The sequence below is a fragment of the Arthrobacter livingstonensis genome (genome assembly GCF_003219815.1).
In the GTDB taxonomy this organism is placed as follows: domain Bacteria; phylum Actinomycetota; class Actinomycetes; order Actinomycetales; family Micrococcaceae; genus Specibacter; species Specibacter livingstonensis.
Genome location: NZ_QJVD01000016.1, coordinates 1 through 24,335, shown reverse-complemented (window position 1 = coordinate 24,335; position 24,335 = coordinate 1). Strand labels below are relative to the sequence as shown.

Sequence of the window (24,335 nt, the reverse complement as noted above, 5' to 3'; positions counted from 1 at the left end):
AAGAATTCCATTGAACTAGTTGCTGTTCCGAGCCGTATCAGCGGAGAATTCCCCTAGATGCGTTCCTGCGGATCGGTCTTCTGCGTGATGGGTGGTCCTGATGTTCATTCGGCTGTTGGGCGAAGTCTCCTTCGGCGAGGACTCCACCGCCCTGATGGCTCCCCCGGGTATGATTCCTTCCGCGGTCCTCGCCCACCTGGCCTTGGCCCGGGGTCGCGTCCTGACCCCCGAAATCCTCACTGAGGCCGTGTGGGACATTGGGCCCAATTCCTCACGAAACTCAATTCAGGTCGCTATTACAAGACTGCGCCGGCTGCTCGGGGCCGGGATTATTGAAGCCAGCCGTGTCGGCTACCGGCTCCGAACGGATCTCCTTCGCATTGATTGGTTCGAGGCAGAGCACCATTTGGACGCATCCAGACAAGATCTTCAGACGGGGCGCTATGCGGACGCGCTCTCCTCTGCACAGGCCGCGGAGGATCTCTATGCGGGAACACCATTAGCCAAACTCTCCTCGGCGGCGGCAGAAACGTCACGCCAGGCCGCCAATGAACTACGCGCAGCCGTGGCGATTTGTACGGTAAGGGCCCTCCAGGGGCTTGATCGGATGGATGAATCCACCGTCGTGCTCAGGGGTGAAGTGGCCAAGGACCCGCTCAACGAACCCCTCCAGGCCCTCCTCATTCAGTCCTTGGCCGCTGTCGGGCGGCAAGCGGACGCCGTCGCCGCCTATGACTCCTTGAGGCGAAGACTGCGTGACGAGCTCGGCATCTCCCCCTCGGCTGCCACCCAGGACCTCTTCAAGCTCGTCCTGGCCGGAGGTCCTGGGCGGCCGCTTCAAGTTCACCCGCCACGCCCGGTTCGCACACTGGTCCTCCCCCGCCCGGGGAGTTCCCTCATCGGGCGTGAGGAAGACATTCATGTGGTGAGGAAGTTGTTTGATGACGGGCATCATCTGGTGACCCTTGTGGGACCTGGCGGAATTGGCAAAACCCGGTTGGCCATCGAAATTGCACGACAGATATCAGTGGATCAAGAGCGCTCGGCCATTTTTGTAGACCTGACCACGGCAGACAAGGATGGTGATGTCCCACATTGCCTCGCATCGGTCCTGGAATGCGAGGCTGCCGACCTGGGTGGTCTATTGCAGAACTCGCCCACCCTCATAGTCCTGGACAATGCCGAGCACGTCATTCACGGCACGGCGCAGATGGCGCAGCAATTGGTGGCAATCGAGGGTATTGACGTGATGGTCACCTCCCAGCGGCCTCTCCACCTGCACTCCGAGTTCGTCCTCGACATTGATGGCCTGGCTGTTGAGGGGACCACAAGCCCTGCCATGCGACTCCTGGCGGATCGTGCGGGGATCAGGGGCTCCGACATGGTCGAGCTTCGTCGGGACTTGGACTCCCTGGTGAGAAAGGTCGACGGCGTCCCGCTGGCGCTCGAGCTGCTGTCCTCCGCGCTTCGGTGGCAGACGGCGCACCAAATCCTTGCCGAACTCCCCGCCACACTCAATGCCATCGAGGATGCCTCCGCACGGGACCACGTCGACCGTCATTCGAGTATTTCTGCTGCCGTCCAATGGAGCATGGCGAACGCCGGCACTGCCGCACGGCTCGGCCTGGAAGCCCTTTGCGTACTCCGGGGTAGTTTCTCCGAAGCCGCAGCGACGGCGCTGATTGAAGCCTCCGGGGTTGAAGTCACTCCCCGCATCGTCCTGGCACACCTGATCGATCTTTCCTTGGTCAAGAGACTGAATCAGTCCGGTGAAGTGCGGTTCAGAATTCTCGAACCAATCCGGCTCAGTTCCCAAAGTGCGGGCCGGACCTCCCCCGAAATGATGGCGGTGCATGGGTCCTTCTACTTGAACGCCCTGGCTCGGGCACACGAACAATTTTTTACGGCATCGGGTGCTTTTGAACAGTTCGTTCGCGTGGAGGAGCAGAACCTCAAGCAGGCGGTGTCCTGGGCTTGGGCCCCCGCCCCCGAATGGACCATTGGCTTCTTGCCGCCATTGCTCTTCGGCTGGTACCGCAACGGCCGTCGGGAAGAGGTGAAGGAATGGAGCGACAGGGCCATTTCCAGCAAGCTGGGAACCCCACTGGAGCGCAGCATGATCATCATCGTGCTGCTCCTGGGCCTCGGCGAGGCTCCCGACGTCGACCTGGAACGCCTTAGGTCCCTGTCCATGCAAGTTGCTCCACTCGCTCAGTCACTTGACAATGAATGGTATCGACGGTGGATCTTGGCGGAAGTGACACGCATCCGGCTTGAGGGTGATTTGTTACAGGCGCTTGCCCTGACCGAACAGTTTCCTCGCTCGACGGCCCTGGGAAGGATTACCTACAATCATGAACGCGGGTCGATCTTTGCTTGCCTGGGACGGTGGCAAGAGGCCCGCGATTCCATCTACGCGGTGCTGGAGGACGAACTTGAGCACCACAGCGAATCTCAGGTTTGTAGGCTGAACAGCTTGGGGTACCTCTCACTTGTGCAAGGAGACTTTGACGAGGCCGGCCTGCACCTTGGCCAGGCCTTGTCCCTGGCCCGCCACGAAACAACGCCATTCTCTCTCATCCAGGTCCAGTCGAATCTGGCCTGGCTGTCCCTGCAGACAGCCAGGCCGGGCGAGGCGCTGGAGCGCATTGCCGCCACGTTCTCGGAGTCCTTGGATGTCAGGAATCCGGTTCTCCTGGTCGAGGCCTTCACCATTGCCGGTCTTGCCCTGCTGGGCGTTGGCAAGACCGGGCTGGCACAGACACTGGCCCGGGCCGCGCAGTACTACTCACTCAAGGCCAGAGGTACGGCAGATGTCTTTCTCAACGACGCCATCGCCCAACTGACGGATGCGGTTAACATCCACGACGCCGAACCGGTCGAGCCAAGATCCCTGCTGGACTTGGTGCTTCTGATCCGACGGGCGGCGGAGCCTATGCCAGGGTGATGAGGTCCAGGTAGTCCTGGTTCCAGAGGTCCTCATCACCGTCGGGCAGCAGGACCACGCGCTCGGGGTCCAGGGCGGCAACGGCACCTTCGTCGTGGCTGACCAGCACCACGGCGCCGGTGTAGTTCTTCAGCGCACCCAGGATCTCGGCGCGGCTGGACGGGTCAAGGTTGTTCGTGGGCTCGTCCAGCAGCAGCACGTTGGCGCTGGAAGCAACAATGGTGGCCAGGGCGAGACGGGTCTTCTCGCCGCCGGAGAGAACCCCGGCAGGCTTGTTGACGTCGTCCCCGGAAAACAGGAACGAGCCAAGAATGCCGCGCACCTCGGCGTCGTTCATGTCGCCGGCGGAGGCCCGCATGTTTTCCAGCACAGTCCGGGTGACGTCCAGCGTGTCGTGCTCCTGGGCGTAGTAGCCAACCTTCAGCCCGTGGCCGGGGATGATCTCGCCGGTATCGGGCTGGGCGACGCCGGCCAGCATGCGCAGCAGCGTGGTCTTTCCAGCACCGTTCAGGCCCAGGATGACCACCTTCGAACCGCGGTCAATGGCCAGGCTGACGTCCGTGAAGATCTCCAGGGAACCATAGGACTTGCTCAGGCCCTCGGCCATGAGCGGGGTCTTGCCACAGGGTGACGGATCGGGGAAGCGCAGGGCCGCCACCCGGTCCTGAACACGGACGTCCTCCAGCCCGGCCAGAAGGCGTTCGGCCCGCTTGGCCATGTTCTGGGCAGCGACGGCCTTGGTGGCCTTGGCGCGCATCTTGTTCGCCTGGTCCATCAGCACGCCGGCCTTCTTCTCCGCGTTGGCGCGTTCGCGGCGCCGTGCCCGTTCATCGGTTTCCCGCTGGGCCAGGTACTTCTTCCAGCCCAGGTTGTACTGGTCAATGGTGGCGCGGTTGGCGTCCAGGTGGAACACCTTGTTGACGGTGGCTTCCAGCAGTTCGGTGTCGTGGCTGATCACGATCAGCCCGCCCTGGTGGCTCTTGAGGAAGTCCCGCAGCCAGGCGACGGAATCGGCGTCCAGGTGGTTGGTGGGCTCATCCAGGAGCATGGTCTGGGCGCCGGAAAACAAGATCCTGGCCAGCTCCACGCGGCGTCGCTGGCCTCCGGAGAGCGTCCTCAGCGGCTGGTTCAGGATCCGCTCCGGAAGGGCAAGGTTGGAGGAGATGGCGGCGGCCTCGGCCTCGGCGGCGTACCCGCCGCCGGCCAGGAATTCATTTTCGAGCCGGTCGTAGCGGCGCATGGCCTTGTCGCGCACGGCCGCGTCCTCGCTGGCCATGTCCTGCTCCGCGGCGCGCAGCTTGGTAATGACCTTGTCCAGGTCGCGGGCCGCCAGAATGCGGTCCCGCGCCAGCTGCTCCATGTCCGGGGTGCGGGGATCCTGGGGCAGGTAGCCGATCTCGCCGGTGCGGGTTACCTTGCCGCCGGCGGGCAGGCCTTCACCGGCCAGGACCCGTGTCAGCGTCGTCTTGCCGGCACCGTTGCGCCCCACCAGGCCGATCTTGTCACCCTTGTCGATCCGAAATGACACTTCGTCCATGAGCAGGCGCGCCCCGGCGCGTAACTCAAGGTCTTGGACCGTTATCAACGTAGTAACCTTTCAGGTAAGGGGGCAGGTGATGCAAAACGCACACTGCCAAGGGTTGGCCACAGGTGGCACAACCTATACAGTCTAACGACGTTCGGGCACCACAGCAGCCCGGCGCGAGGAAAGTCACTCTCAATGAATCCCACATCACGGTCACGGCCTGCGCCAGACGTCACGGCCAAGGGCCCGACGCCGCAGCCCTCCTCCGCTTCCACCGCCGCCCGGGCGGTCCGCCGGCAGCGTTTCAATGCCGTCGACCTGTCCCTGATCGCCGTGTTTGCCGCACTCCTCGCCGCCTCGATCGCCATCCCCGGCATCAACGTCGGGCCGCTGGGCGTTGCCATCACGCTGCAGACCCTGGTGGTCAGCCTGTGCGGCCTGGTGCTCGGCTTTGCCCGGGGCACCGCCGCGGTGGGGCTGTACATCCTGCTCGGCCTGGTGGGCCTGCCCATTTTCAGCGGCTTTCGTGCCGGCCCGGCAGTGCTGGCCAGCCCGTCCGCCGGCTACATCATCGGCTTTATCTTTGGCGCGGCTGTGGTGGGGCTGCTGGCCGCCTGGGCCGTGCGCAGCCGTTTCAAGACAGCCGCGCTGTTTGGTGCCGCACTTGCCGGCATGGTGGTCATCCACGTCTTCGGCATTATTGGGCTCACACTGAAGGGCATGGCACTGCCGGCGGCCATTGGTGCCGATGTCATCTTCCTGCCCGGCGACATCCTCAAGAACGTCATTGCCGTGGCCATTGCCCTGAGCCTGCACCGCGCCTTCCCCGACCTTTTGGTGCGCCGCCGCCGGTGAGCGCTTCCGCACGACAGTCAATTGTCCTGTCCGCCGCGGGGGTGGACATCGTCCCGGCCGATGCCGCGGCTGCCGGTCCCAAGACCATCCTGAAGCCGCTGACGCTGGAACTGGCCGAACAGCGTATTGCCGTCATCGGCGCCAACGGCTCGGGCAAGTCCACGCTGCTGCGCCTGCTTAACGGCCTGGTGCTCCCATCCACCGGCTCGGTGCGCGTGAACGGCCTGGACACGGCCGCCGACGGGGCCGCGGTCCGCCGCACGGTGGGCTTTGTCTTCACCGATCCGCTCTCCCAGCTGGTCATGCCCACGCCGGTGGAGGATGTGGAGCTCTCGCTGCGGCGGCTGAAGCTGCCCAAAAAGGAGCGCCGGGCCCGTGCCCTGGACATTCTGGCCGGCTACAGGCTGGCGCATCTGGCGGGCAACAGCATTTATGAACTCTCCGGAGGGGAGCGGCAGATGGTGGCGCTGGCCACGGTCCTGGCCGTGGAGCCGTCCATTCTGGTCCTGGACGAGCCCTCCACGCTGCTGGACCTGCGCAACACCAGGCTGCTGCGCGAGCGCCTGGCCTCCCTGCCCCAGCAGGTGGTCATGTCTACGCACGACCTTGACCTGGCCGCCGATTGCGGGCGGGTGCTGGTCGTGGACGACGCCGGCATCGCCTTTGACGGTCCCCCGGACGACGCCGTGGCCCGGTACCGGGCACTGGTGGGCTGATGCGCGGGCACGCGCACCTGGTGGCCGGGTACATCCCGGGCCGTTCACCGTTCCACCGCATGCCGTTGTGGGTGAAGGCCGTCCTGCTGCTGCTAGTGGCCGTGCTGTGCCTGGCCTCCCCCGCCGTCTCCGTGCCAGCCGGTGCCGCGGTCACCACCGCGGTGCTGCTGGCGGCGGTGGCGTCCCATGGCGTTGCCAGGCTGCCGTGGGGGCGACTGTGGCGGGCCGTGAAGTTGATGCTGGTGTTTTTGGTGCTCATTGCCGCCTACCAGTGGTGGGAGCACGGCGCCCTGGTCGCGTGGCAGGTTGTCGCGGCCATCGTCGCCACCGTGCTGGCCTCCAATGTCCTCACGGCCACCACTCCCGTGGATGAACTGCTGGACGGCCTGGCCGCCATGGTCCGGCCGCTGGAGCGTTTTGGCGCCGATCCCGAACGGTTTTCACTCACCGTTGCACTCATGCTGCGCAGCATTCCCTTTGTCATTGGCGCCTTCAGCGACGTCCGCGACGCCGCCCGCGCCCGCGGACTCGAGCGCAACCTGCTGGCCCGTTCGCTGCCCGTGGTCATTGCCACAGTGGGCTATGCCCGCGCCACGGGTGAGGCGTTGGTGGCCCGGGGGCTTGGGGACCCTGAGCCGGATGACGACGCATCGGGCGGGACGGGGCCCGGCCGCTGAAGCGCTGGCCGTTACAAGGCAGGCTGCTACAACGCCTGCCACGAGAACGCGGCGGTGACTCCCAGGCCGCCGGCCGCGCTGATCATCGCCACCGCGTCCAGGCCCGTTTCGCCGCGTGTCCGTGCCTGGGCGAACAGCCTCGCCACCAGCACGGCCCCCGACGCGCCGTAAGGGTGCCCCAGGGCCAGGGCGCCGCCGTCGCGGTTGAACAAGGCGGGGTCAAGGTCCAGCATGTCGGCGACGGCGAGGACCTGCGCGGCAAAGGCTTCATTAAACTCCACCAGCCCCCGGCCCAGGGCTGGGGCATCGAGCGCCCCTGTATCCATGAGCGCCCGGGTGGAGCAGGCCGCGCCCAGGCCCATGAGCGTGGGGTCGTTGCCGGCCGTTGCACTGTCGCGGAACACGAGGCCGTGGGCGGCGAGGCGCCGCGCCCTCGCCAGTGTGGTGACGACAACGGCGGCCGCACCGTCGCTGTAGGGGCACGAGTTCCCGGCCGTGACGGTCCCGCCCCCGACAAAGGCCGCAGGGAACCGGGCCATGAGCGCGGGATTCAGCGTCCTGCGCGGGCCCTGGTCCGAGGTGAGCCCGGCCAGCGGCACAAGTTCGGCATCAAGCACGCCGTTGTCCGCGGCGGAGGAGGCCCGCCGGTGGCTTTCGAGCGCGTACGCGTCCTGGCGCTCCCGGCTGATGCCACACCGCGCCGCAACATTCTCCGCCGCAACGCCGGCGTCGGGGTCTCCCCGTTCCAGCGGGGCGAACTGCGCGCGGTCAAAGAATTCCAGGCCCCCGCCGTCCAGCCGGTGGGCGCGGGCAGGGGCCGTGCTGATGCTTTCCGCTCCGCCGGCAAGGTAGACCTCCCCGGCGCCGGCCTGAAGGAGCCGGCAGGCAAGCACAACGGCCTCCAGTCCCGAGGCGCACTGCCGGTCCACCGTCAGCCCGGGGATCGACTCCGGCAGGCCCGCCGTCAGGGCTGCCAGGCGCGCCATGTTGCCGCCCCCGCCGGTGGCATTGCCCAGAATGACGTCGGCTACGTCCGCGGCCGGCACGCCGGAATCGGCCAGGGCCGCCCGGAGCACGGGCGCGGCAAGCTCGTGGACCCGCAGGCTCCGGTAGGCGCCACCGACCTTCGCGTTGGGCAGCCGCCGGGCGGCAATGATGACGGGGGTGCGGTCCGCGTCCATGCCCGCCGGGTCAGTGGATCCGCTGTGCACGGGCGTCCCGTTCGCTGATCCAGGCCTGCAGCAGGGCACGGCTGGGCTTCCCGCTGCCGGTCAGGGGCAGTTCGGACAAGGCAAAGTATTGGGTGGGGCGCTCATGTGCGGGCAGGCCCGCGGCATGTTTCCGGCAGGCTGCCAGCAGCTGCGCCATGGTCTTCGCGGGGCCGGCCGTGCCGGTGAAAAGCCCCGCGGCGACCCGCTGGCCGCGCACCGTGTCCGGCACCCCGGCCACCACCACCGTGCCGGGGCCCGCTGCCGTTGCCAGTTCCGCTTCCACCTGCTGCGGATAGACATTGACCCCGCCGGTGACAATCATGTCCGACGCCCGTCCCACCACATGCAGCCTCCCGGAGGCGTCGGTGAAACCCTGGTCGTGGACGGTGTACCACGCCTCCCCCGCCGGATCGCTTCCAGGCAGCGGGTTAAACGCCAGGCCGTCGTCGCCCCACGCATATCCGTTGCTGACATAGGGCCCGCGCACATAGATGCTGCCGCAAACGCCCGTGCCGGCCACCTCCCCGTCGGAGCCGCGGACCGAGATTTCCACTCCCGGAAATGCGGGGCCGACGCACGGGTATCCGGCCCCCACACCGGCCTCCGATGCCGCGACGAAGCCGAGTTCGGACGCGCCGTAGTAATGGAAGATTGTGGCGTGGGGCGCCCATTGGCGGGCCAGGTCCAGCACCTCCGCGGGCAGCGCCGAGCCGGCACAGACGATGGATGTGACGGCCCCGGCCCCCTGCCCCGCCTCCAGGCCGCGCCGGGCAACCACGGCCAAAACGGTGGGGACCAGCACCAGGCGCGTGACGGCGTCGTGCTTGATGGCGTGGAGGGCCGCGTCGGCGCTGAACTGCCGCAGGGACACAAAGGTGGAGCCGGTGGACAGCGCCTCACCCAGGGCATAGAGGTTCATGCTCGACGCCATGGGGCCGGGCGCCAGCGTCACGTCCGACGGGGTCACGCCAAAATAGCGGGCACTTTGTGCAAGGGACGCCCGCCATGACTCCCGCGACCTGGTGAACGCCTTGGGCACTCCGCTGGTGCCGGAGGAGAGCCCGAGCAGGAAGGTGGAGCCGGGCGGGCCATCCTGAAAGCCGGATGCCGGGGCCGGGCAGGCCTGCGCTGCCGCCCAGGCCCCCGCCTTGGCCGAGACCGCCGCCTTGAGTCCGGCAGGCCAGGCCGCATCCACCACGGCAGCCACACCGTGCCCTGCCACGGCGGCGCAGAATTTCACCGCCAGGCCCGTGCCGTTCGGCTCGTCGATGACCGAAAACGCCGGCGCCCCGGAGGCCTGCACCAGGGCTTGGGCCCGCGTTGCAGCGTCGCGCAATTCGACAAAGCTGAGCCTGTCCGGGCCCACCACGACGGCGGACCGGTGCGGTTGCGCACGGGCCCAGTACTGGAGCTGGTCAATAAAGGGCATTGGACATTTCTTTTGGCGGCGGACCGCCGTGGCCTCCGCGACACAATCAGCGTCCCGGCGGTCCAGCCAACCGACTAAAAAGGCGCCAGTTTTTTTGGGGCCGGGGGTGGCATCGGGCGCGCGCGGGCGGGACCCCAAAAAACTGGCGCCGTTGGGAATGCGGGCGGCTAGATGTTGAAGCCGAGGGCTCGCATCTGGTCGCGGCCGTCGTCCGTGATCCGTTCCGGACCCCACGGTGGCATCCACACCCAGTTGATCCGCCATTCGTCCACGATGGGCCCAAGGCTGTTTTCAACCTGTTCCTCGATGACGTCCTGCAACGGGCACGCCGCCGTGGTCAGCGTCATGTCCAACAGCAGGGCGCCGTCGTCGCCGTAACGCATGCCGTACAGCAGGCCCAGATCGACGATGTTGACGCCCAGCTCGGGGTCGATGACGTCCTTGAGGGCCTCCTCGACGTCTTCGAGGTCGGTTGGCCCGGCCGTGGACGGGGCGCTTGTTTCGCTGATGTCAGTCATGATTCCTTCTTCGCTTTTCGCCTAGGCCGTTGCCGGCGCGACAGTCAGGAAGCGGTCGTAGCCTTCGTCTTCGAGGCGGTCGGCCAGTTCCGGGCCGCCCTGCTCGGCGATGTTGCCATCGACGAACACGTGGACGAAGTCCGGCTTGATGTAGCGCAGGATGCGGGTGTAGTGGGTGATGAGCATGGTGCCCAGCCCGCCGGCGTCGATTGCGCGGTTGACACCCTCGGCGACGACCTTCAACGCGTCAACGTCCAGGCCGGAGTCTGTCTCGTCAAGGACCGCGAACTTGGGCCGGAGCAGTTCGAGCTGGAGGATTTCGTGGCGCTTCTTTTCGCCGCCGGAAAAACCTTCGTTGACGTTGCGCTCGGCGAACTCCGGCTCAATGCGCAGCTGGGCCATGGCGGCCTTGACGTCCTTCGTCCACGTGCGCAGCTTCGGGGCTTCGCCGTCGATGGCCGTCTTGGCGGTGCGCAGGAAGTTCGTCATGGTGACGCCCGGGATCTCAACGGGGTACTGCATGGCCAGGAACAGGCCAGCTCGGGCACGCTGGTCAACGGTCATGGCCAGGACGTCTTCGCCGTCAAGCGTGATGGAACCGCTGTCCACGGTGTAGCGGGGGTGGCCGGCGATGGTGGAGGCAAGGGTGGACTTGCCGGAACCGTTGGGGCCCATAATGGCGTGGGTTTCGCCCGTATTGATGGTCAGGCTGACGCCCTTGAGGATCGGCTTGACGCCCTGCTCGGTTTCGATGCTGACGTGCAGGTCCTTGATTTCCAGAGTAGACATACTCTATTTTCTCCTAAGAATGTTTTGTGTGGCGGGTGTGTTGGGACGCTGTTACTGCGTACTGACACCGTTAAGAATGTTGGTGACGTCCACATAGACGTCGCTGCCGTGAACCGACAGGGCGAAGACCGGCACGGGTTCAAACGCGGGCAACGTCACCGGTTCGCCTGTCTTCAGGTCAAACGAGCTGCCGTGTGCCCAACATTCAATGGTGCCGTCCTCCACGTCGCCTTCGCTAAGCGAGATTTCCGCGTGGGAGCAGGTGTCGCCGATGGCGTGCAGCTCCCCGTAGGAGTCCCGGACAATGGCGATGGGGTAATCGTCCACCTCAACCAGCAGGGACGACTTGACCTGGACGTCGCTGTCCTGACAGACAATGACGCCGGCCGGCGCGGAGGTTTCGGTCATTACGCTGATGCCGCCAGCTCACGTTCCACGGCGTCGCGCAGGCGCTCTTCCAGAGCGGGAACCTTGATGTGCTGGATGACCTCGTTGAGGAAGCCGCGCACCACCAAACGGCGGGCCACGTCTTCGGCGATGCCGCGGGACTGCAGGTAGAACAGCTGCTCGTCGTCAAAGCGGCCGGTGGCACTTGCGTGTCCGGCTCCTTCGATCATGCCCGTTTCAATCTCCAGGTTGGGCACCGAGTCGGCGCGTGCCCCCTGGGTCAGGATCAGGTTGCGGTTCAGCTCATAGGTGTCCGTGCCCTCGGCTTCCTTGCGGATCAGGACGTCGCCAATCCAGACGGCGTGTGCGCCGTCCCCCTGCAGGGCACCCTTGTACGTGACACGGGACTTGCAGTTCTTGGTGGAGTGGTCAACGAACAGGCGCTGCTCCAGGTGCTGGCCGGCGTCGGCAAAGTACAGTCCGTACATTTCCACGTCACCGCCGGGTCCCGAATACCGGGCCGACGGCGTGGTGCGCAGCAAGTTGCCACCCAGGTTGACGACGACGTGCTTGACCTTGGCGTCGCGGCCCACCTTGATGTGCTGGGCACTGGCGTGCACGGCGTCGTCGTTCCAGTCCTGAATGCTGACCACCGTGAGGTTGGCGCCGTCCTCGACCAGGATTTCCACGTTTTCGCTCAGCACGGCCGTGCCGCGGTGGTCCAGGACCACAATGCCGGTGGCGAACTTCTTGGCGTGCACCAGGATGTGCGCCGCGGCGGGGGTCTCGCCGGAGCCGGTCAGCGTCAAGGTGGTGACGTCCTCGACTGTGCCGGCGTATTCCGCCGGCAGCGTGACAACCGTTGCCTCCTTGAAGTGCTCCCAGGCGGCAGCTGCCACCCGGTCCTCGGGGATCCCGGCGGAACCGATACGGGCGTCGTCGCGGCCCACGGTCTCAACCGTGACGGCGTCGGGCCCGGTGGCCTCAACGGCGGGCGCGGCACCATTGAGTTCCTGGCCCTTCACGCCCACCCGGTCAAGGCCGCGCAGGCGCTTGAGCGGCGTGAAGCGCCAGTCCTCTTCCCGGCCGGTAATCAGCGGGAAGTCGGCCAGCTTGTAGGAGGTCAGGCGGCCGGCGCGTGAGCTGTCGGGGATGCCGATGCCGCCGCCGTGGCTGTCGCCGTGCGAATGGGCCTTGACGGCACTGCCGCCCAGGGGGCCGGACTCGGGGTTGATCTCGGAAAGCTGCTCGCCTTCCTCCGTCATTCCCTTGATGAATCCCTGCGACCAAACCTTTCCGTCAGCGGAATCAATTACTTTTTCTTCGGTGAGCTCGGTCATTTAGCCGACGGCCCCTTCCATCTGCAGTTCGATCAGGCGGTTCAGTTCCAGCGCATACTCCATGGGCAGTTCCTTCGCGATCGGCTCGATGAAGCCGCGCACGATCATGGCCATGGCCTCGTCCTCGGGCATGCCGCGGGACTGCAGGTAGAACAGCTGCTCTGCACTGACCTTGGACACCGTGGCCTCGTGGCCCATGGAGACGTCGTCTTCCCGGACGTCCACGTACGGGTACGTATCCGAGCGTGAGATGTTGTCCACCAGGAGGGCGTCACAGCGCACGGTGTTGGCGGAGTGGGTGGCGCCTTCCCGGATCTGGACCAGGCCCCGGTAGGCCGAGCGTCCGCCGCCGCGGGCAACCGACTTGGAGATGATCGAGGACTGCGTGTTGGGCGCAATGTGGACCATCTTGGACCCGGTGTCCTGGTGCTGTCCCTCGCCGGCAAAGGCGACGGACAGGGTCTCGCCCTTGGCGTGCTCGCCCACCAGGTAAACGGCCGGGTACTTCATGGTGACCTTGGAGCCGATGTTGCCGTCGACCCATTCCATGGTGGCGCCCTCGTGTGCAATGGCGCGCTTGGTCACCAGGTTGTACACGTTGTTGGACCAGTTCTGGATGGTGGTGTAGCGGACGCGGGCGTTTTTCTTGACCACAATTTCGACGACGGCCGAGTGCAGTGAGTCCGAGGTATAGATCGGGGCCGTGCAGCCTTCGATGTAGTGGACGTAGCTGCCCTCGTCGGCGATGATGAGCGTGCGCTCAAACTGGCCCATGTTTTCGGTGTTGATGCGGAAGTACGCCTGGAGGGGGATTTCGACGTGGACGCCCGGGGGGACGTAAACGAAGGAGCCACCGGACCAGACGGCCGTGTTCAGCGAGGCGAACTTGTTATCGCCCACCGGGATCATGGTGCCGAAGTACTCCTGGAAGATTTCCGGGTACTCGCGCAGCGCCGTGTCGGTGTCGGTGAAGATGACGCCCTGGGCTTCCAGGTCCTCGCGGATCTGGTGGTAGACAACCTCTGACTCGTACTGGGCCGTGACGCCGCCGACCAGGCGGTTGCGCTCGGCTTCCGGGATGCCCAGCTTTTCATACGTGTTGCGAATGTCCTCGGGAAGTTCTTCCCAGCTGCCGGCCTGCTTCTCGGTGGACCGGACAAAGTACTTGATGTTGTCGAAGTCGATGCCGGAGAGGTCGGCACCCCAGGTGGGCATGGGCTTGCGGTCAAAGTACTTCAGGCCCTTCAGGCGCATGTCCAGCATCCACTGGGGCTCGTTCTTTTTGGCCGAGATGTCGCGGACGACCTCTTCGCTCAGGCCGCGGCGCGCGTTATCGCTGGTCGCGTTTTTGTCCGACCAGCCGAAAGCGTAGTTGCCCAGGCCCTCCAGCTCCGGGTTTCTTTGGAGGATATCGTGGTTGGTGGCGTCTTCCACCACATCATTCGCGCGTACATCCTGCGCCAATTGATCCGTCATCACGGCCTTTCTTGCTGATGGTTGGGAATATTGCTCGACGGGCGCTCAATGCTCTCGGACACTGTGGCCCGTTTGCGTACTACAGCGCGTCCCGTAGGTACATGGGTGGTGCACACGTGCCCGCCACTTGCCATGGTGGAGAGCCGGCGCACGTCGACTCCGAGAAGGCGGGAAAAAACTTCCGTCTCGGCGTCGCAGAATTCGGGAAAGCTGGTGGCCAGTTCCTGGATCGGGCAATGGCCCTGGCAGAGCTGTTCGGCGGCCATGGCCGAATGCGGGTTCAGTGAATTGGAGGTTGCCACGAAGCGGTCCGCATTCAGGGCCAGGGCCAGGGCCCTGGAGCGCGCGGCCACGTCGCTGCCGGCGGCGTCGACCAGTGGCTGGTAGTTCGCCTCCATGGTGGCGAAGCGCCGTTCGGCGAAGTCAATGACGCCCTGGTCGCCGCGCGTGGCAGCGATTTCCGCCAGGGCAAGCCTGGCGATCTCCAGGTAGTCGTCGCCAATTTCGGTCTGACCCTGCCGGGAAACCACGTAGCGGCGCGCCGGCCGCCCGGCACCGTTCTTGGCGTTGCTGATGAGCTTGACTTCGATGACGCCGTGCCGTGACAGCGTGTCCAGGTGGCGGCGGACGGCGGCGGGTGTCAGTCCCAGCAGCTTGCCCAGCTGCGCGGCACTGACCGGGCCGTGTTCGAGAACTGCCGTCAGTACGCGGTCGCGGGTCCGTTCGTCCGGCTCCAGGGCGGGTGCCCGCCCTACGTCAACTTCCGTCATTCCCGGCACCTCCGCCACATGGATAGAACCACAACAATAAACAACACAAGTATGTCGTAATTAGCCCCGACATTCCAGTAAGGCGACCCTACCCGCGGGAGGCGGGCGGGCCGGCCGGCGCCGGGCAATGCATTCCGGGGTACTACATCACGTAGAATAGGCCCGTGACACCGACTACCTCCCCCTCCCAGGACGCTGCCCTGGTCATCTCCGGCCTCGTCAAGGATGTTGGTCCCATCGCCGCCCTTGACGGGCGGATGAAGAGGATCGTTTCCAACATTAGCCTTCAGGCCCACTTTGGCCAGGTGACAGCACTGCTGGGCGCCAACGGCGCCGGCAAGACCACCACCATCGAGTGCGCCCAAGGCCTGCAGCGCCGCACCGGCGGCAGCATCTCCCTGCTGGGCCGGGACCCTGAGAATGCCGACGCCGGACTCCGTGCCCGCGTTGGTGTGATGCTCCAGGACGGCGGGCTGCCGCCCGCGGCCCGGCCCGTGGCCCTGTTGCGCCACGTGGCCAGCCTGTACAGCAATCCGCTCAGTGTTGATGCGTTGGTGGACCGGCTGGGTATTGCCGAATTTTCCAACACCACCATCCGCCGGCTTTCCGGAGGCCAAAAACAGCGTGTAGCTTTGGCCGCGAGCCTGCTGGGAAATCCCGAGGTCCTGTTCCTGGATGAACCCAGCGCCGGCCTGGACCCGCAGTCGCGCCTGATGGTCTTCGAGCTGATCCGCGAACTGCGTGGCGCCGGCAAGGCGATTGTGCTCACCACCCACCTGCTGGACGACGCCCAGCGGCTCGCCGACTACGTCTACATTGTCAACCACGGCGAATCCGTCACCCAGGGAACCGTGCCGGAACTGCTGAGCCAGTCGACCGCCACCGAGTCCCACCGCGTCATGACCTTTGAGGCGGTGCCCGGACTGGACACCGCCGCCCTCTGCCATGCTGACGTCAGCTGTGAGGAAACCCGGCCGGGAAGCTACCGGCTGTCCGGTTCGCTGGAGCCGGCCGACCTGGACCGCTTCGGGCAGTGGTGTGCCGGCCTCAACGTCATGCCGACGTCGGTGCACCTGGCATCCCAGTCGCTGGAGGACGTGTTCCTGGCCATAGCGGCCTCAGTGGAACCGCAACCCCTGAAAACGGAGATCGCATGAGCACCCTGTTCCACGATGCCACCGCGGGCCTTCCGGCGTCGCTGGCCCGGCGCGTCCTTCGCCAGGGCGGGTACGAGGCGGCCACCATGCTGCGCAACGGCGAGCAGTTGGTGCTGATGATTGTCATGCCCCTGCTGGGACTTATTGCCTTGGCTGTCACCCCGATTCTGGACGGGATGGGCAATTCCCGAATCAACGTGGCCACCCCGGGCATCCTGGCCCTGTGCGCACTCTCGACGGCGTTCACCGGCCAGGGCATAGCCACCGGCTTCGACCGCCGTTACGGCGTGTTGCGCTTCCTCTCCACCACTCCACTGGGCAAGGCCGGTCTTATTGCCGGGAAGGTCATTGCCGTGCTGGCGGCCCTGGCCATCCAGGTGGCCATCATCTCCACCGTGGCTGCGTTCATGGGGTGGCGCCCCTCGGGCGCCGGAATTGCGTTGGGCATCCCGTTGCTGGTGCTTGGTGCCATCACGTTTACGGCGCTGGGCCTGCTCATCGCCGGCACCGTCCGCCCCGAGGCAACGCTGGCCATCACCAACCTCGGCTGGATTCTGCTGGCCGCGTTGGGCGGCATTGTGCTTCCCGCAACAAAGTTCTCCGCCACCATGGCCGCCATCGTTGACTGGCTGCCGTCCGGCGCGCTGGGCACCTTGATGCGTGCGGCACTCCTGGAGGGCCGTCTTGATGTATTTGCAATTGTCATCCTGCTTGCCTGGGCCGTAGCCGGTTCCGTGGCGGCAATCAAATGGTTCAAATGGAACTGAAAGACGTGAATGAAGTGAGTCAAAGCAACACGAAACGCCCCGTCACGGACAAGCTGCCCACCTCCGTCACGCCCGCGATCCGCCGCCTGTCCGTTGGCCTGCTCATTGGCCAGGGCATCCTGATTGTCTCCGGCGGGGTGGTGCGCCTGACAGGATCCGGGCTGGGCTGCCCGACCTGGCCGCAGTGCACCGCCGGGTCACTCACCAACACCCCGGCCATGGGCATCCATGGGGTCATCGAATTTGCCAACCGCACCCTGACGTTTGCCCTGGCGGCCGTGGCACTGGCCCTGCTGGTCATGCTGTGGAACCTCCGCAAGGAACGCAGAGACCTGTTCTGGCTCACGTTCTCCCTGCTGGCCAGCATCCCGGTCCAGGCCGTCATTGGCGGCATCACGGTGCTTTCCGGGCTGAACCCCTATGTCGTGAGCCTGCATTTTCTGGTGTCCGCCGCGTTGGTGGTTTTCTCCATGCTGCTGGTCAACCGGGCCTATGGGCGCACGGGCAGGACCGCGCCGGCCGGGGCCGTCCGACCGCGCAAAACCATCCGCCAGCTGACCGTGGTGGCCGCCGCGTGCACGTACCTTGCCGTGGCGCTGGGCACCCTGGTCACAGGCTCAGGCCCGCACTCCGGCGACGCCACGTCCCCGCGCACCAACCTGGACGGATATCTGGTCACCCGCATCCATGTGCTGCCGGTCTACCTCCTCGTGGCCGTGTCCCTGATCCTGCTGGTGCTGCTGTGGAGCCGCGGCCGGGGCGACATCCTGCGCAACGCCGCCATCCTGCTCATCCTGACAGTGGTCTACCAGGGAGCGATTGGCTACTGGCAGTACTTCACCGGCGTGCCGTCGCTGCTGGTGGGCCTGCACATGGCGGGTTCCTCATTGCTGCTGGCAAGCGCCACCAACATCGTGGACGTGGCACTGCGCCGGGGCACGGACACCGTCCGGTCCTCCTAAGAAGTGGGCTTCGACGGCGGCCCCTTGCCGTCACGCGGTGCTTCATGCGTGAAAAATGACACCGATCCCGCCATTCGACACCGGGATCCCGGGCTCTGAATGCGGGATCGGTGTCATTTCCGTGAGGCTCCGGGGCAGGCTTGACAAAACCCCACGGTGCACCACTGATGCAGTGGTGCCCAGCTTAACCAACAGCGGCCGGCAACCTCCGTGTGGAAGGTGCCGGCCGGCGTCGTGCGCTGTGAAGGACGCGGTGAAAAAATCAGCCCATCAGGGCGGAACCCACGAAGGGATCGACGGCCAGGGACAGGAACACCAGCGTCAGGTACGTGATGGAGGCGTGGAAGACCTTCATGGCGTTCTTCTTGGTGACGAGGTCCTTCTTGGCGTTGCTGTACAGCGTGTGGGCCTCCACCAGGAACCAGGCGCCGGCGGCAAGAGTCACCACGGTGTAGACAATGCCGGCGCCGCCCAGCGGAATCATGAGCAGCGAGCAGGCCACCATGGCCCAGGTGTAAAGGACCACCTGGACGGCGACGGTGCGGGAGCCGGCCACTGCGCCCAGCATGGGGACGTTGACGGCATTGTAGTCGTCGCTGTAGCGCATGGACAGCGGCCAGTAGTGCGGCGGCGTCCACAGGAAGATGATCATGAACAAGATGACGGCGGGCCACTGCACGCTGTTGGTGACGGCGGACCAGGCGATGAGCACGGGCATGCATCCGGCGGCGCCGCCCCAGACGATGTTTTGCGTGGTGCGGCGCTTGAGGATCAGCGAGTACACCACGACGTACAGGAAGATGGCGCCGATGCCGAGCACGCCGGTGAGCGGGTTGATGCTCCACAGCAGCGCGACGGCCAGGACCGTCAGCACCCAGGAGAAAACGAGCGCTTCGCGCGGGGTGATGACGCCGGTGACCAGCGGACGCTTGGACGTGCGGTTCATCACCTTGTCAATGTCGCGGTCAATGTAGCAGTTAAACGCGCCGGAGGCACCGGCGGCCAGAGCGCCTCCCACCATGGTGGCCACCATGAGCCACACGTTGGGCAACCCGCCCCTGCCGGAATACCCCTGGGCAAAGAACATGGTGGGCAGCGTTGTCACCAGCAGGAGCTCCACCACCCGGGGCTTGGTCAGGGCCAGATACCCCTTGGCTTTAGCGGAAAATCCCACCCGTGCCCCGGGAGCATCCGGTGGGGTTCCGGCGATCGGGGCATGCGTTGCACTCACGTGTGATGTCACCATGTTCTTCTCGGTTGTCCACTGCATCTTCATTCGGTCCGGCGCTGCAGCCTGGCACGCCCCGCCATCCCGCCGAGAGGGGAGACAGCAGACCAAACCTCTAAATATCATAGCTGCCCGCGCGAGAAAAGGCATGAATGCGTATAAGTCAAGGGATTGCGCCAAGTTAATGAAAACTAGATCAAATGCCCTGCCGCCGGCGGCTTTGTGAATTCCGCCCAGCACTCCCGTTTGGGCCTGTCCGGCACCAGTGGCGCTAAGCTGAAGAAAGATGAAAGTTTCCACGCTGGACAGTGCGCAGTACCGGGTGGCGGACGAGTTCACGCCCGCTGGCCACCTGTGTGCCGCGCACCTGTTTTATGCACGCACCCAACGAGAGGGACCTGTCAGTGTCAAATCCTGAATCAGCAACATTCAACTGGACGGCCGATGACCAGCGGGCAGTGGACACTGTTCGCGTATTGGCCGCCGACGCAGTGGAGAAGGTGGGCAACGGACACCCCGGAACCGCCATGTCACTGGCGCCGGCCGCCTACCTCCTGTTCCAAAAGGTGATGCGCCTGGACCCGAAGAACCCGGACTGGATGGGCCGCGACCGCTTCATCCTCTCCCCCGGCCACACCTCCCTGACGCTGTACATCCAGCTCTTCCTCTCCGGCTACGGCCTGGAACTGAAGGACCTGGAAGCCCTGCGCACCTGGGGTTCCCTGACGCCGGGACACCCTGAGTACAAGCACACCAAGGGCGTGGAGATCACCACCGGCCCCCTCGGCCAGGGCCTTGCCTCCGCCGTCGGCTTTGCCTACTCCCAGCGCCGCATGCGCGGGCTCATGGACCCCGACGCCGCCCCCGGCACCAGCCCGTTCGACCACACCGTGTGGGTCATCGCGTCCGACGGCGACCTCCAGGAAGGCGTGACCAGCGAGGCCTCCTCGCTCGCTGGCCACCAGGAGCTCGGGAACATGGTGGTCATCTACGACTCCAACCACATCTCCATTGAAGACGACACGAACATCGCCTACTCCGAAGACGTGCTCAAGCGCTACGAGGCCTACGGCTGGCACACCCAGCGCGTGGACTGGACCAAGACCGGCGAATACGTCGAGGACGCGGCCGAGCTTTACACGGCACTCGAAGCAGCGAAGGCCGAGACCTCCAAGCCCTCGATCGTGCTGCTGCGCACCATCATCGGCTACCCCTCGCCCAAGAAGCAGAACACGGGCGGCATCCACGGCTCGGCACTTGGCTCCGCCGAGGTGGCCGCGCTGAAGACCGAACTCGGCTTTGACCCGGAGAAGCACTTCGACGTCGACCCGGCGATCCTGGCCCACGCCCGCAAGGTCATCGACCGCGGAGCGCAAGCCCGTGCCGAGTGGACCACCGGCTTCAACGCCTGGAAGTCCGCGAACCCGGACAACGCAGCCCTGCTCGAGCGCATCGAGAAGAAGGAACTCCCGGCAGGTTGGGAAGCGCAGCTGCCAACGTTCCAAGCCGGCAAGGACGTCTCCACCCGTGCGGCCTCGGGCAAGGTCCTCAACGCCATTGGCGGCGTGCTGCCTGAACTTTGGGGCGGCTCCTGCGACCTCGCCGGGTCCAACAACACCACCATTGAGGGCTTCGGCTCCTTTGTGCCGGCGTCCAAGCAAACCGACACCTGGTCCGGGACCCCCTACGGCCGGGTACTGCATTTTGGCATCCGCGAGCACGCCGCGGCCGCCATCGTGAACGGCATCCACCTGGGCGGGCCCACCCGGGCGTTCTCCGGCACGTTCCTGATCTTCAGCGACTACCAGCGACCGGCCATCCGCCTCTCCGCCCTCATGGGCGTCCCGTCCATCTATGTGTGGACGCATGACTCCATCGGCCTGGGCGAGGACGGCCCCACCCACCAGCCCGTGGAGCAGCTCGCCACCCTGCGTGCCATCCCGGGCCTGGACGTCGTCCGCCCCGGCGATCCCAATGAGGTTGCTGCCGCGTGGAAGAAGATCCTGGAAACCACGGACAACCCGGCCGGCATTGTCCTGACCCGCCAGAACATCCCGACCTATGCCCGCGGCACCGGCACGGCCACGGCCACCGAGTTCGGCTCCACCGATGGCGTTGCCAAGGGCGGCTACGTCCTGGCTGAGGCCGTGTCCGACGGCGCCGTGGTCACCCCCGCGGTGATCCTGATCGCCACCGGTTCCGAGGTCCAGCTCGCCATGGAAGCCCGCGAGGCACTCGCTGCCGACGGGATCGCCGCACGCGTGGTCTCCATGCCGTGCGTCGAGTGGTTCCACGCCCAGACCTCGGAATACCGCGAGCAGATCCTGCCCGCAGCCGTCAAGGCCCGCGTCTCCGTCGAGGCCGGACTGGCCCTGGGCTGGCGCGAATTTGTCGGCGACGCCGGCCGCTCCATCTCACTGGAACACTTCGGTGCCTCCGCGGACTACAAGCGCCTGTTCCAGGAATTTGGCATCACCACTGAGGCCGTCACAGCGGCGGCCAGGGAATCCCTGGCCGCCGCCGGCGCCTAGGAAGTTCATCCCGTTGCGGCCGGTGCAGCGGGACGGCCACGCGGCCGTTCCGCTGCACCGGGGCGGCCCACCCGCTCATCCGTCCATCTTTTTTGAAGGAAGTAGCACAAGACATGACCAACGAAACCCCCACCGCAAAGCTTTCCGCCGCCGGCGTCTCCATCTGGCTTGACGACCTGACCCGCGCCCGCCTGAACTCGGGCAGCCTGGCTAAGCTCATCGAGGAAAAGAACGTGGTCGGCGTGACCACCAACCCGAGCATCTTCGAGGCCGCCATCACCAAGAGCGACGACTACAAGGCCGAGCTCAAGGACTTCTCCGCCCAGGGCGTCAACGCCGAGGACGCAGTCTTCGAGATCACCACCGCCGACGTCGCCGCCGGCTGTGAGCTGTTCGCGCCGGTCGCCGACGCCACCAAGGGTGTGGACGGCCGCGTTTCCATCGAGGTGGACCCCCGCAAGGCATGGGACACCGAAGGCACCATTGCCGAGGCCAAGCGCCTCTACGCCAAGGTGAACAAGAAGAATGTCTACATCAAGATCCCCGCCACCCAGGAGGGCCTGGCCGCCATCACGGCGACCATCGCGGAGGGCATCAGCGTCAACGTAACACTCATCTTCTCCCTGGAGCGCTACCGCGCGGTGGTGAACGCGTTCCTCAGCGGACTGGAACAGGCCAAGGCCAACGGCCACAAGCTGGCCGACATCCACTCCGTCGCGTCCTTCTTCGTCTCCCGCGTGGACACCGAGATCGACAAGCGCCTGGACGCCATTGGCACCGACGAAGCGAAGGCACTCAAGGGCAGGGCCGGCGTCGCCAACGCCCGACTTGCCTACCAGGTCTTCGAGGAAATTTTCTCCTCCGAGCGCTGGGGCCTGCTGGCCGACGCCGGAGCGCTCCCCCAGCGCCCGCTGTGGGCTTCCACCGGTGTCAAGGACCCGGCGTACCCCGACACGCTGTACGTCACGGGCCTTGTTGCCGCGAACGTGGTCAACACCATGCCGGAGAAGACGCTTGACGCCACCTTCGACCACGGTGTGGTCACCGGTGACACCATCGCCGGCACCTACGACGAGTCCAACGCGCTGCTGAACCAGCTCGAGGGCCTGGGCATCTCCTACAACGACGTTGTGGGCCTGCTGGAATCCGAGGGCCTGGAGAAGTTCGTCGCCAGCTGGAAGGACCTCCTGAACCACGTCCAGGACGCCCTGGACGCCGCAGGCAAGGAGGCGTAGGCATGACCTCCCTGGCATTCGCGGCCACAGGAGCCGCACAGGCCGCCGGTGCGGCCCACCTTCCAACACTGGTCTCCGACCAGGTGGCCTCCAAGATCTTCGCCAAGGACGCCACCCTCTGGGGCCCCGATGCGGAGAAGGAATCCCGTCTCCGCCTGGGCTGGGTGGAGGCCCCCGCGGTCTCCGCGCCCCTGGTGGCGGAGATCATTGCACTGCGTGCCGAGTTCACGGCCGAGGGCGTCACCCACATTGTGCTTTGCGGCATGGGTGGCTCCTCCCTGGCGCCCGAGGTCATCACGGCCACAGCCGGCGTCGAGCTGACGGTGCTGGACAGCACCGAGCCCGGCCAGGTCCGTGCCGCCGTGACGGACCGCCTGGCGCAGACCGCCATTGTGGTCTCCTCCAAGTCCGGCTCCACGCTGGAGACGGATTCGCAGCGGCGCATCTTTGAGCAGGAGTTCACGTCCGCCGGCATTGACGCGAAGCAGCGGATCGTCATTGTCACCGACCCCGGCTCGCCGCTGGACAAGTCTGCCAGAGAGGCCGGCTACCGCAAGGTGTTCAACGCGGATCCCAACGTGGGCGGGCGGTATTCCGGCCTGACCGCGTTTGGGCTGGTTCCCTCCGGCCTGGCCGGCGTGGACATCACGGCCCTGCTGGACTCGGCCGAGGAAGCCGCCGAGATCCTGCGCGACGATGACGCCGACAACATCGGGCTGCGTCTCGGCGCGGCCCTGGGCGGGACCGTCCCACTGCGCAACAAAGTGGTCATTGTCGATGAAGGCTCCGGCATTGTCGGTTTCGCGGACTGGGCCGAACAGCTCATCGCGGAATCCACCGGAAAGCTCGGCACGGGCCTCCTGCCGGTCGTCGCCGATCCCGGCTCGCCGGAGATCGGCGAAGGGCTCGGCGACGTCCTGGTGGTCCGGCTGGTGGGCGCGGATGCCGACGTCGAACTTGGGGCAAATGAAGTCTCGATCGCCGGCGAGCTGGGCGCCCAAATGATGGTGTGGGAGTTCGCCACGGCCGTGGCGGGGCGCCTGCTGGGCATCAACCCCTTCGACCAGCCCGATGTGGAGGCCGCCAAGGCCGCCGCGCGGGGCCTGCTCGATGCCACCCCGAAGGCAACCCCCGCCATTTTCACCGACGGCGCCATTGAGGTCCGCACGGCCAACGACGACGCCGGCTGGCTGGCTGGGGCGTCCACCGTGGCCGAGGCGCTGGCAGCGCTCAATGCCACCCTGCCGGCCGACGGCTACCTGAGCGTGCAGGCCTACCTTGACCGCCTGGCCAACGCTCCGCTGGCCAGGGTCCGCGACGAACTCGCCGCGGCCACGTCCCGCCCCGTCACGTTTGGCTGGGGGCCGAGGTTCCTGCACTCCACAGGGCAGTTCCACAAGGGTGGACCGGCCATTGGCGTGTTTCTGCAGGTGACAGGCACGGCCCCCGAGGATTTGGCAATCCCGGACCGTCCGTTTACCTTTGGTGAGCTGATTGCCGCCCAGGCGGCAGGCGACGCGCAGGTGCTGGCCGACCATGGCCGCCCGGTGCTCCGCCTGCACCTGAGCGACATTGACGCCGGAGTAGAACAACTGAAGACCGTGGTGGCCGCACTTGCCGGCCGCCACACTGACGCATAAGGCCGAACCCCTCCATGCCCATGAACGCTGCAAAACTACAAGCAAACCCGCTCCGGGACGGCCGCGACCGCCGTTTGTCCCGGGTGGCGGGCCCGTCGTCGCTGGTGCTCTTTGGCGTCACTGGAGACTTGGCACGCAAGAAACTCATGCCGGCCGTCTACGACCTGGCCAACCG

20 protein-coding genes and 1 pseudogene are annotated in these 24,335 nt (G+C 65.9%); 11 read left to right on the top strand and 10 right to left on the bottom strand.

All coding sequences use genetic code 11. The features are described 5' to 3' along the window. Positions 1-100: 100 nt before the first annotated feature. Positions 101-2,947 carry an AfsR/SARP family transcriptional regulator gene (locus CVV68_RS14570; RefSeq protein WP_110501733.1) on the top strand — a complete coding sequence of 949 codons (2,847 nt, stop codon included), beginning with the start codon at positions 101-103 and terminating at the stop codon, positions 2,945-2,947. On the opposite strand, the gene CVV68_RS14565 is transcribed toward CVV68_RS14570, so the two are convergent. Beyond that, complete coding sequence (locus CVV68_RS14565; RefSeq protein ID WP_110501732.1) at positions 2,934-4,532, bottom strand: ABC-F family ATP-binding cassette domain-containing protein; 1,599 nt, start codon at positions 4,530-4,532, stop codon at positions 2,934-2,936. The genes CVV68_RS14570 and CVV68_RS14565 overlap by 14 nt on opposite strands. 135 nt (positions 4,533-4,667) lie before the next feature. Between CVV68_RS14565 and CVV68_RS14560 the strand changes: the two genes are divergently transcribed. The 3 genes from CVV68_RS14560 to CVV68_RS14550 are packed head-to-tail and all read left to right on the top strand — an operon-like array spanning position 4,668 to position 6,720. Beyond that, entirely contained in the window at positions 4,668-5,327 is a 660-nt protein-coding gene (locus CVV68_RS14560) for a biotin transporter BioY (RefSeq protein ID WP_110501731.1), read from the top strand. A gap of 20 nt (positions 5,328-5,347) precedes the next feature. After that, positions 5,348-6,043: an energy-coupling factor ABC transporter ATP-binding protein gene (locus tag CVV68_RS14555; protein ID WP_110501815.1), complete on the top strand. Its 696-nt coding sequence runs from the start codon at positions 5,348-5,350 to the stop codon at positions 6,041-6,043. After that, positions 6,043-6,720: an energy-coupling factor transporter transmembrane component T family protein gene (locus CVV68_RS14550; RefSeq protein ID WP_110501730.1), complete on the top strand. Its 678-nt coding sequence runs from the start codon at positions 6,043-6,045 to the stop codon at positions 6,718-6,720. Before CVV68_RS14555 ends, CVV68_RS14550 begins: the two co-directional genes overlap by 1 nt. A 26-nt stretch (positions 6,721-6,746) precedes the next feature. Here CVV68_RS14550 and CVV68_RS14545 read toward each other — a convergent pair whose 3' ends face one another. The 8 genes from CVV68_RS14545 to CVV68_RS14510 all read right to left on the bottom strand — a co-directional run bounded on the left by CVV68_RS14545 (position 6,747) and on the right by CVV68_RS14510 (position 14,640). Beyond that, positions 6,747-7,931, bottom strand: coding sequence for a thiolase family protein (locus CVV68_RS14545; protein ID WP_306415696.1), 1,185 nt, complete (start codon positions 7,929-7,931; stop codon positions 6,747-6,749). Continuing rightward, the gene (locus tag CVV68_RS14540) at positions 7,912-9,360 is read right to left on the bottom strand and encodes a class I adenylate-forming enzyme family protein (RefSeq protein ID WP_110501729.1); all 1,449 of its coding nucleotides are present in this window, start codon (positions 9,358-9,360) and stop codon (positions 7,912-7,914) included. The genes CVV68_RS14545 and CVV68_RS14540 overlap by 20 nt, the downstream gene beginning before the upstream one ends. A gap of 167 nt (positions 9,361-9,527) precedes the next feature. Further along, a complete protein-coding gene (locus CVV68_RS14535) occupies positions 9,528-9,878 on the bottom strand; it encodes a metal-sulfur cluster assembly factor (RefSeq protein ID WP_110501728.1) in 351 nt (116 codons plus the stop codon). Between the two features lie 21 nt (positions 9,879-9,899). Beyond that, positions 9,900-10,667 (bottom strand): Fe-S cluster assembly ATPase SufC, encoded by a 768-nt coding sequence (gene sufC, locus CVV68_RS14530; protein WP_110501727.1) that lies wholly within the window; start codon positions 10,665-10,667, stop codon positions 9,900-9,902. Between the two features lie 51 nt (positions 10,668-10,718). Next, a complete protein-coding gene (locus tag CVV68_RS14525; RefSeq protein WP_110501726.1) occupies positions 10,719-11,075 on the bottom strand; it encodes a non-heme iron oxygenase ferredoxin subunit in 357 nt (118 codons plus the stop codon). Beyond that, positions 11,075-12,394, bottom strand: a complete 1,320-nt coding sequence (gene sufD, locus CVV68_RS14520) for a Fe-S cluster assembly protein SufD (protein ID WP_110501725.1) — start codon at positions 12,392-12,394, stop codon at positions 11,075-11,077. The genes CVV68_RS14525 and sufD overlap by 1 nt, the downstream gene beginning before the upstream one ends. After that, positions 12,395-13,870 (bottom strand): Fe-S cluster assembly protein SufB, encoded by a 1,476-nt coding sequence (sufB, locus tag CVV68_RS14515; protein WP_110501724.1) that lies wholly within the window; start codon positions 13,868-13,870, stop codon positions 12,395-12,397. Continuing rightward, the gene (locus tag CVV68_RS14510) at positions 13,870-14,640 is read right to left on the bottom strand and encodes a helix-turn-helix transcriptional regulator (protein WP_110501723.1); all 771 of its coding nucleotides are present in this window, start codon (positions 14,638-14,640) and stop codon (positions 13,870-13,872) included. Before CVV68_RS14510 ends, sufB begins: the two co-directional genes overlap by 1 nt. Positions 14,641-14,897: 257 nt before the next feature. Here CVV68_RS14510 and CVV68_RS14505 point away from each other — a divergent pair, with 257 nt between their 5' ends. From CVV68_RS14505 to CVV68_RS14495, 3 genes are read left to right on the top strand one after another with little or no spacing between them, the layout of a single operon-like run. Continuing rightward, entirely contained in the window at positions 14,898-15,797 is a 900-nt protein-coding gene (locus CVV68_RS14505) for an ABC transporter ATP-binding protein (protein ID WP_110501813.1), read from the top strand. Then, positions 15,794-16,564 carry an ABC transporter permease gene (locus tag CVV68_RS14500; RefSeq protein ID WP_110501722.1) on the top strand — a complete coding sequence of 257 codons (771 nt, stop codon included), beginning with the start codon at positions 15,794-15,796 and terminating at the stop codon, positions 16,562-16,564. Before CVV68_RS14505 ends, CVV68_RS14500 begins: the two co-directional genes overlap by 4 nt. Next, positions 16,555-17,526 carry a COX15/CtaA family protein gene (locus tag CVV68_RS14495; RefSeq protein ID WP_110501721.1) on the top strand — a complete coding sequence of 324 codons (972 nt, stop codon included), beginning with the start codon at positions 16,555-16,557 and terminating at the stop codon, positions 17,524-17,526. The genes CVV68_RS14500 and CVV68_RS14495 overlap by 10 nt, the downstream gene beginning before the upstream one ends. A gap of 262 nt (positions 17,527-17,788) precedes the next feature. Here the strand turns inward: CVV68_RS14495 and CVV68_RS14490 are convergent, their stop codons facing one another. Beyond that, positions 17,789-18,769 carry a heme o synthase gene (locus tag CVV68_RS14490; RefSeq protein WP_110501812.1) on the bottom strand — a complete coding sequence of 327 codons (981 nt, stop codon included), beginning with the start codon at positions 18,767-18,769 and terminating at the stop codon, positions 17,789-17,791. 359 nt (positions 18,770-19,128) lie between these two features. On the opposite strand from CVV68_RS14490, the gene tkt reads away from it, so the two are divergent. The 4 genes and pseudogenes from tkt to CVV68_RS14470 form a co-directional block, all read left to right on the top strand. Beyond that, positions 19,129-21,285 (top strand): transketolase, encoded by a 2,157-nt coding sequence (gene tkt, locus CVV68_RS14485; protein ID WP_110501720.1) that lies wholly within the window; start codon positions 19,129-19,131, stop codon positions 21,283-21,285. 113 nt (positions 21,286-21,398) lie between these two features. Beyond that, the gene (gene tal / locus CVV68_RS14480) at positions 21,399-22,520 is read left to right on the top strand and encodes a transaldolase (RefSeq protein ID WP_110501719.1); all 1,122 of its coding nucleotides are present in this window, start codon (positions 21,399-21,401) and stop codon (positions 22,518-22,520) included. A 2-nt stretch (positions 22,521-22,522) separates the two neighbouring features. Continuing rightward, positions 22,523-24,160, top strand: coding sequence for a glucose-6-phosphate isomerase (locus CVV68_RS14475; protein ID WP_110501718.1), 1,638 nt, complete (start codon positions 22,523-22,525; stop codon positions 24,158-24,160). Positions 24,161-24,174: 14 nt separating this feature from the next. Beyond that, positions 24,175-24,335 (top strand): annotated as a pseudogene (locus tag CVV68_RS14470) (glucose-6-phosphate dehydrogenase); the annotation flags it as partial.

Excerpts from the sequence above, each read along its gene's own strand:
- CVV68_RS14525 (WP_110501726.1), bottom strand. The coding sequence starts at position 11,075 with ATGACCGAAACCTCCGCGCCGGCCGGCGTCATTGTCTGTCAGGACAGC.
- tal (WP_110501719.1), top strand. The coding sequence starts at position 21,399 with ATGACCAACGAAACCCCCACCGCAAAGCTTTCCGCCGCCGGCGTCTCC.
- CVV68_RS14560 (WP_110501731.1), top strand. The coding sequence starts at position 4,668 with ATGAATCCCACATCACGGTCACGGCCTGCGCCAGACGTCACGGCCAAG.
- CVV68_RS14500 (WP_110501722.1), top strand. The coding sequence starts at position 15,794 with ATGAGCACCCTGTTCCACGATGCCACCGCGGGCCTTCCGGCGTCGCTG.
- CVV68_RS14540 (WP_110501729.1), bottom strand. The coding sequence starts at position 9,360 with ATGCCCTTTATTGACCAGCTCCAGTACTGGGCCCGTGCGCAACCGCAC.
- sufB (WP_110501724.1), bottom strand. The coding sequence starts at position 13,870 with ATGACGGATCAATTGGCGCAGGATGTACGCGCGAATGATGTGGTGGAA.
- tkt (WP_110501720.1), top strand. The coding sequence starts at position 19,129 with ATGCACGCACCCAACGAGAGGGACCTGTCAGTGTCAAATCCTGAATCA.
- CVV68_RS14495 (WP_110501721.1), top strand. The coding sequence starts at position 16,555 with ATGGAACTGAAAGACGTGAATGAAGTGAGTCAAAGCAACACGAAACGC.
- CVV68_RS14510 (WP_110501723.1), bottom strand. The coding sequence starts at position 14,640 with ATGACGGAAGTTGACGTAGGGCGGGCACCCGCCCTGGAGCCGGACGAA.
- CVV68_RS14570 (WP_110501733.1), top strand. The coding sequence starts at position 101 with ATGTTCATTCGGCTGTTGGGCGAAGTCTCCTTCGGCGAGGACTCCACC.
- CVV68_RS14550 (WP_110501730.1), top strand. The coding sequence starts at position 6,043 with ATGCGCGGGCACGCGCACCTGGTGGCCGGGTACATCCCGGGCCGTTCA.
- sufD (WP_110501725.1), bottom strand. The coding sequence starts at position 12,394 with ATGACCGAGCTCACCGAAGAAAAAGTAATTGATTCCGCTGACGGAAAG.
- CVV68_RS14475 (WP_110501718.1), top strand. The coding sequence starts at position 22,523 with ATGACCTCCCTGGCATTCGCGGCCACAGGAGCCGCACAGGCCGCCGGT.
- CVV68_RS14535 (WP_110501728.1), bottom strand. The coding sequence starts at position 9,878 with ATGACTGACATCAGCGAAACAAGCGCCCCGTCCACGGCCGGGCCAACC.
- CVV68_RS14505 (WP_110501813.1), top strand. The coding sequence starts at position 14,898 with ATGAAGAGGATCGTTTCCAACATTAGCCTTCAGGCCCACTTTGGCCAG.
- sufC (WP_110501727.1), bottom strand. The coding sequence starts at position 10,667 with ATGTCTACTCTGGAAATCAAGGACCTGCACGTCAGCATCGAAACCGAG.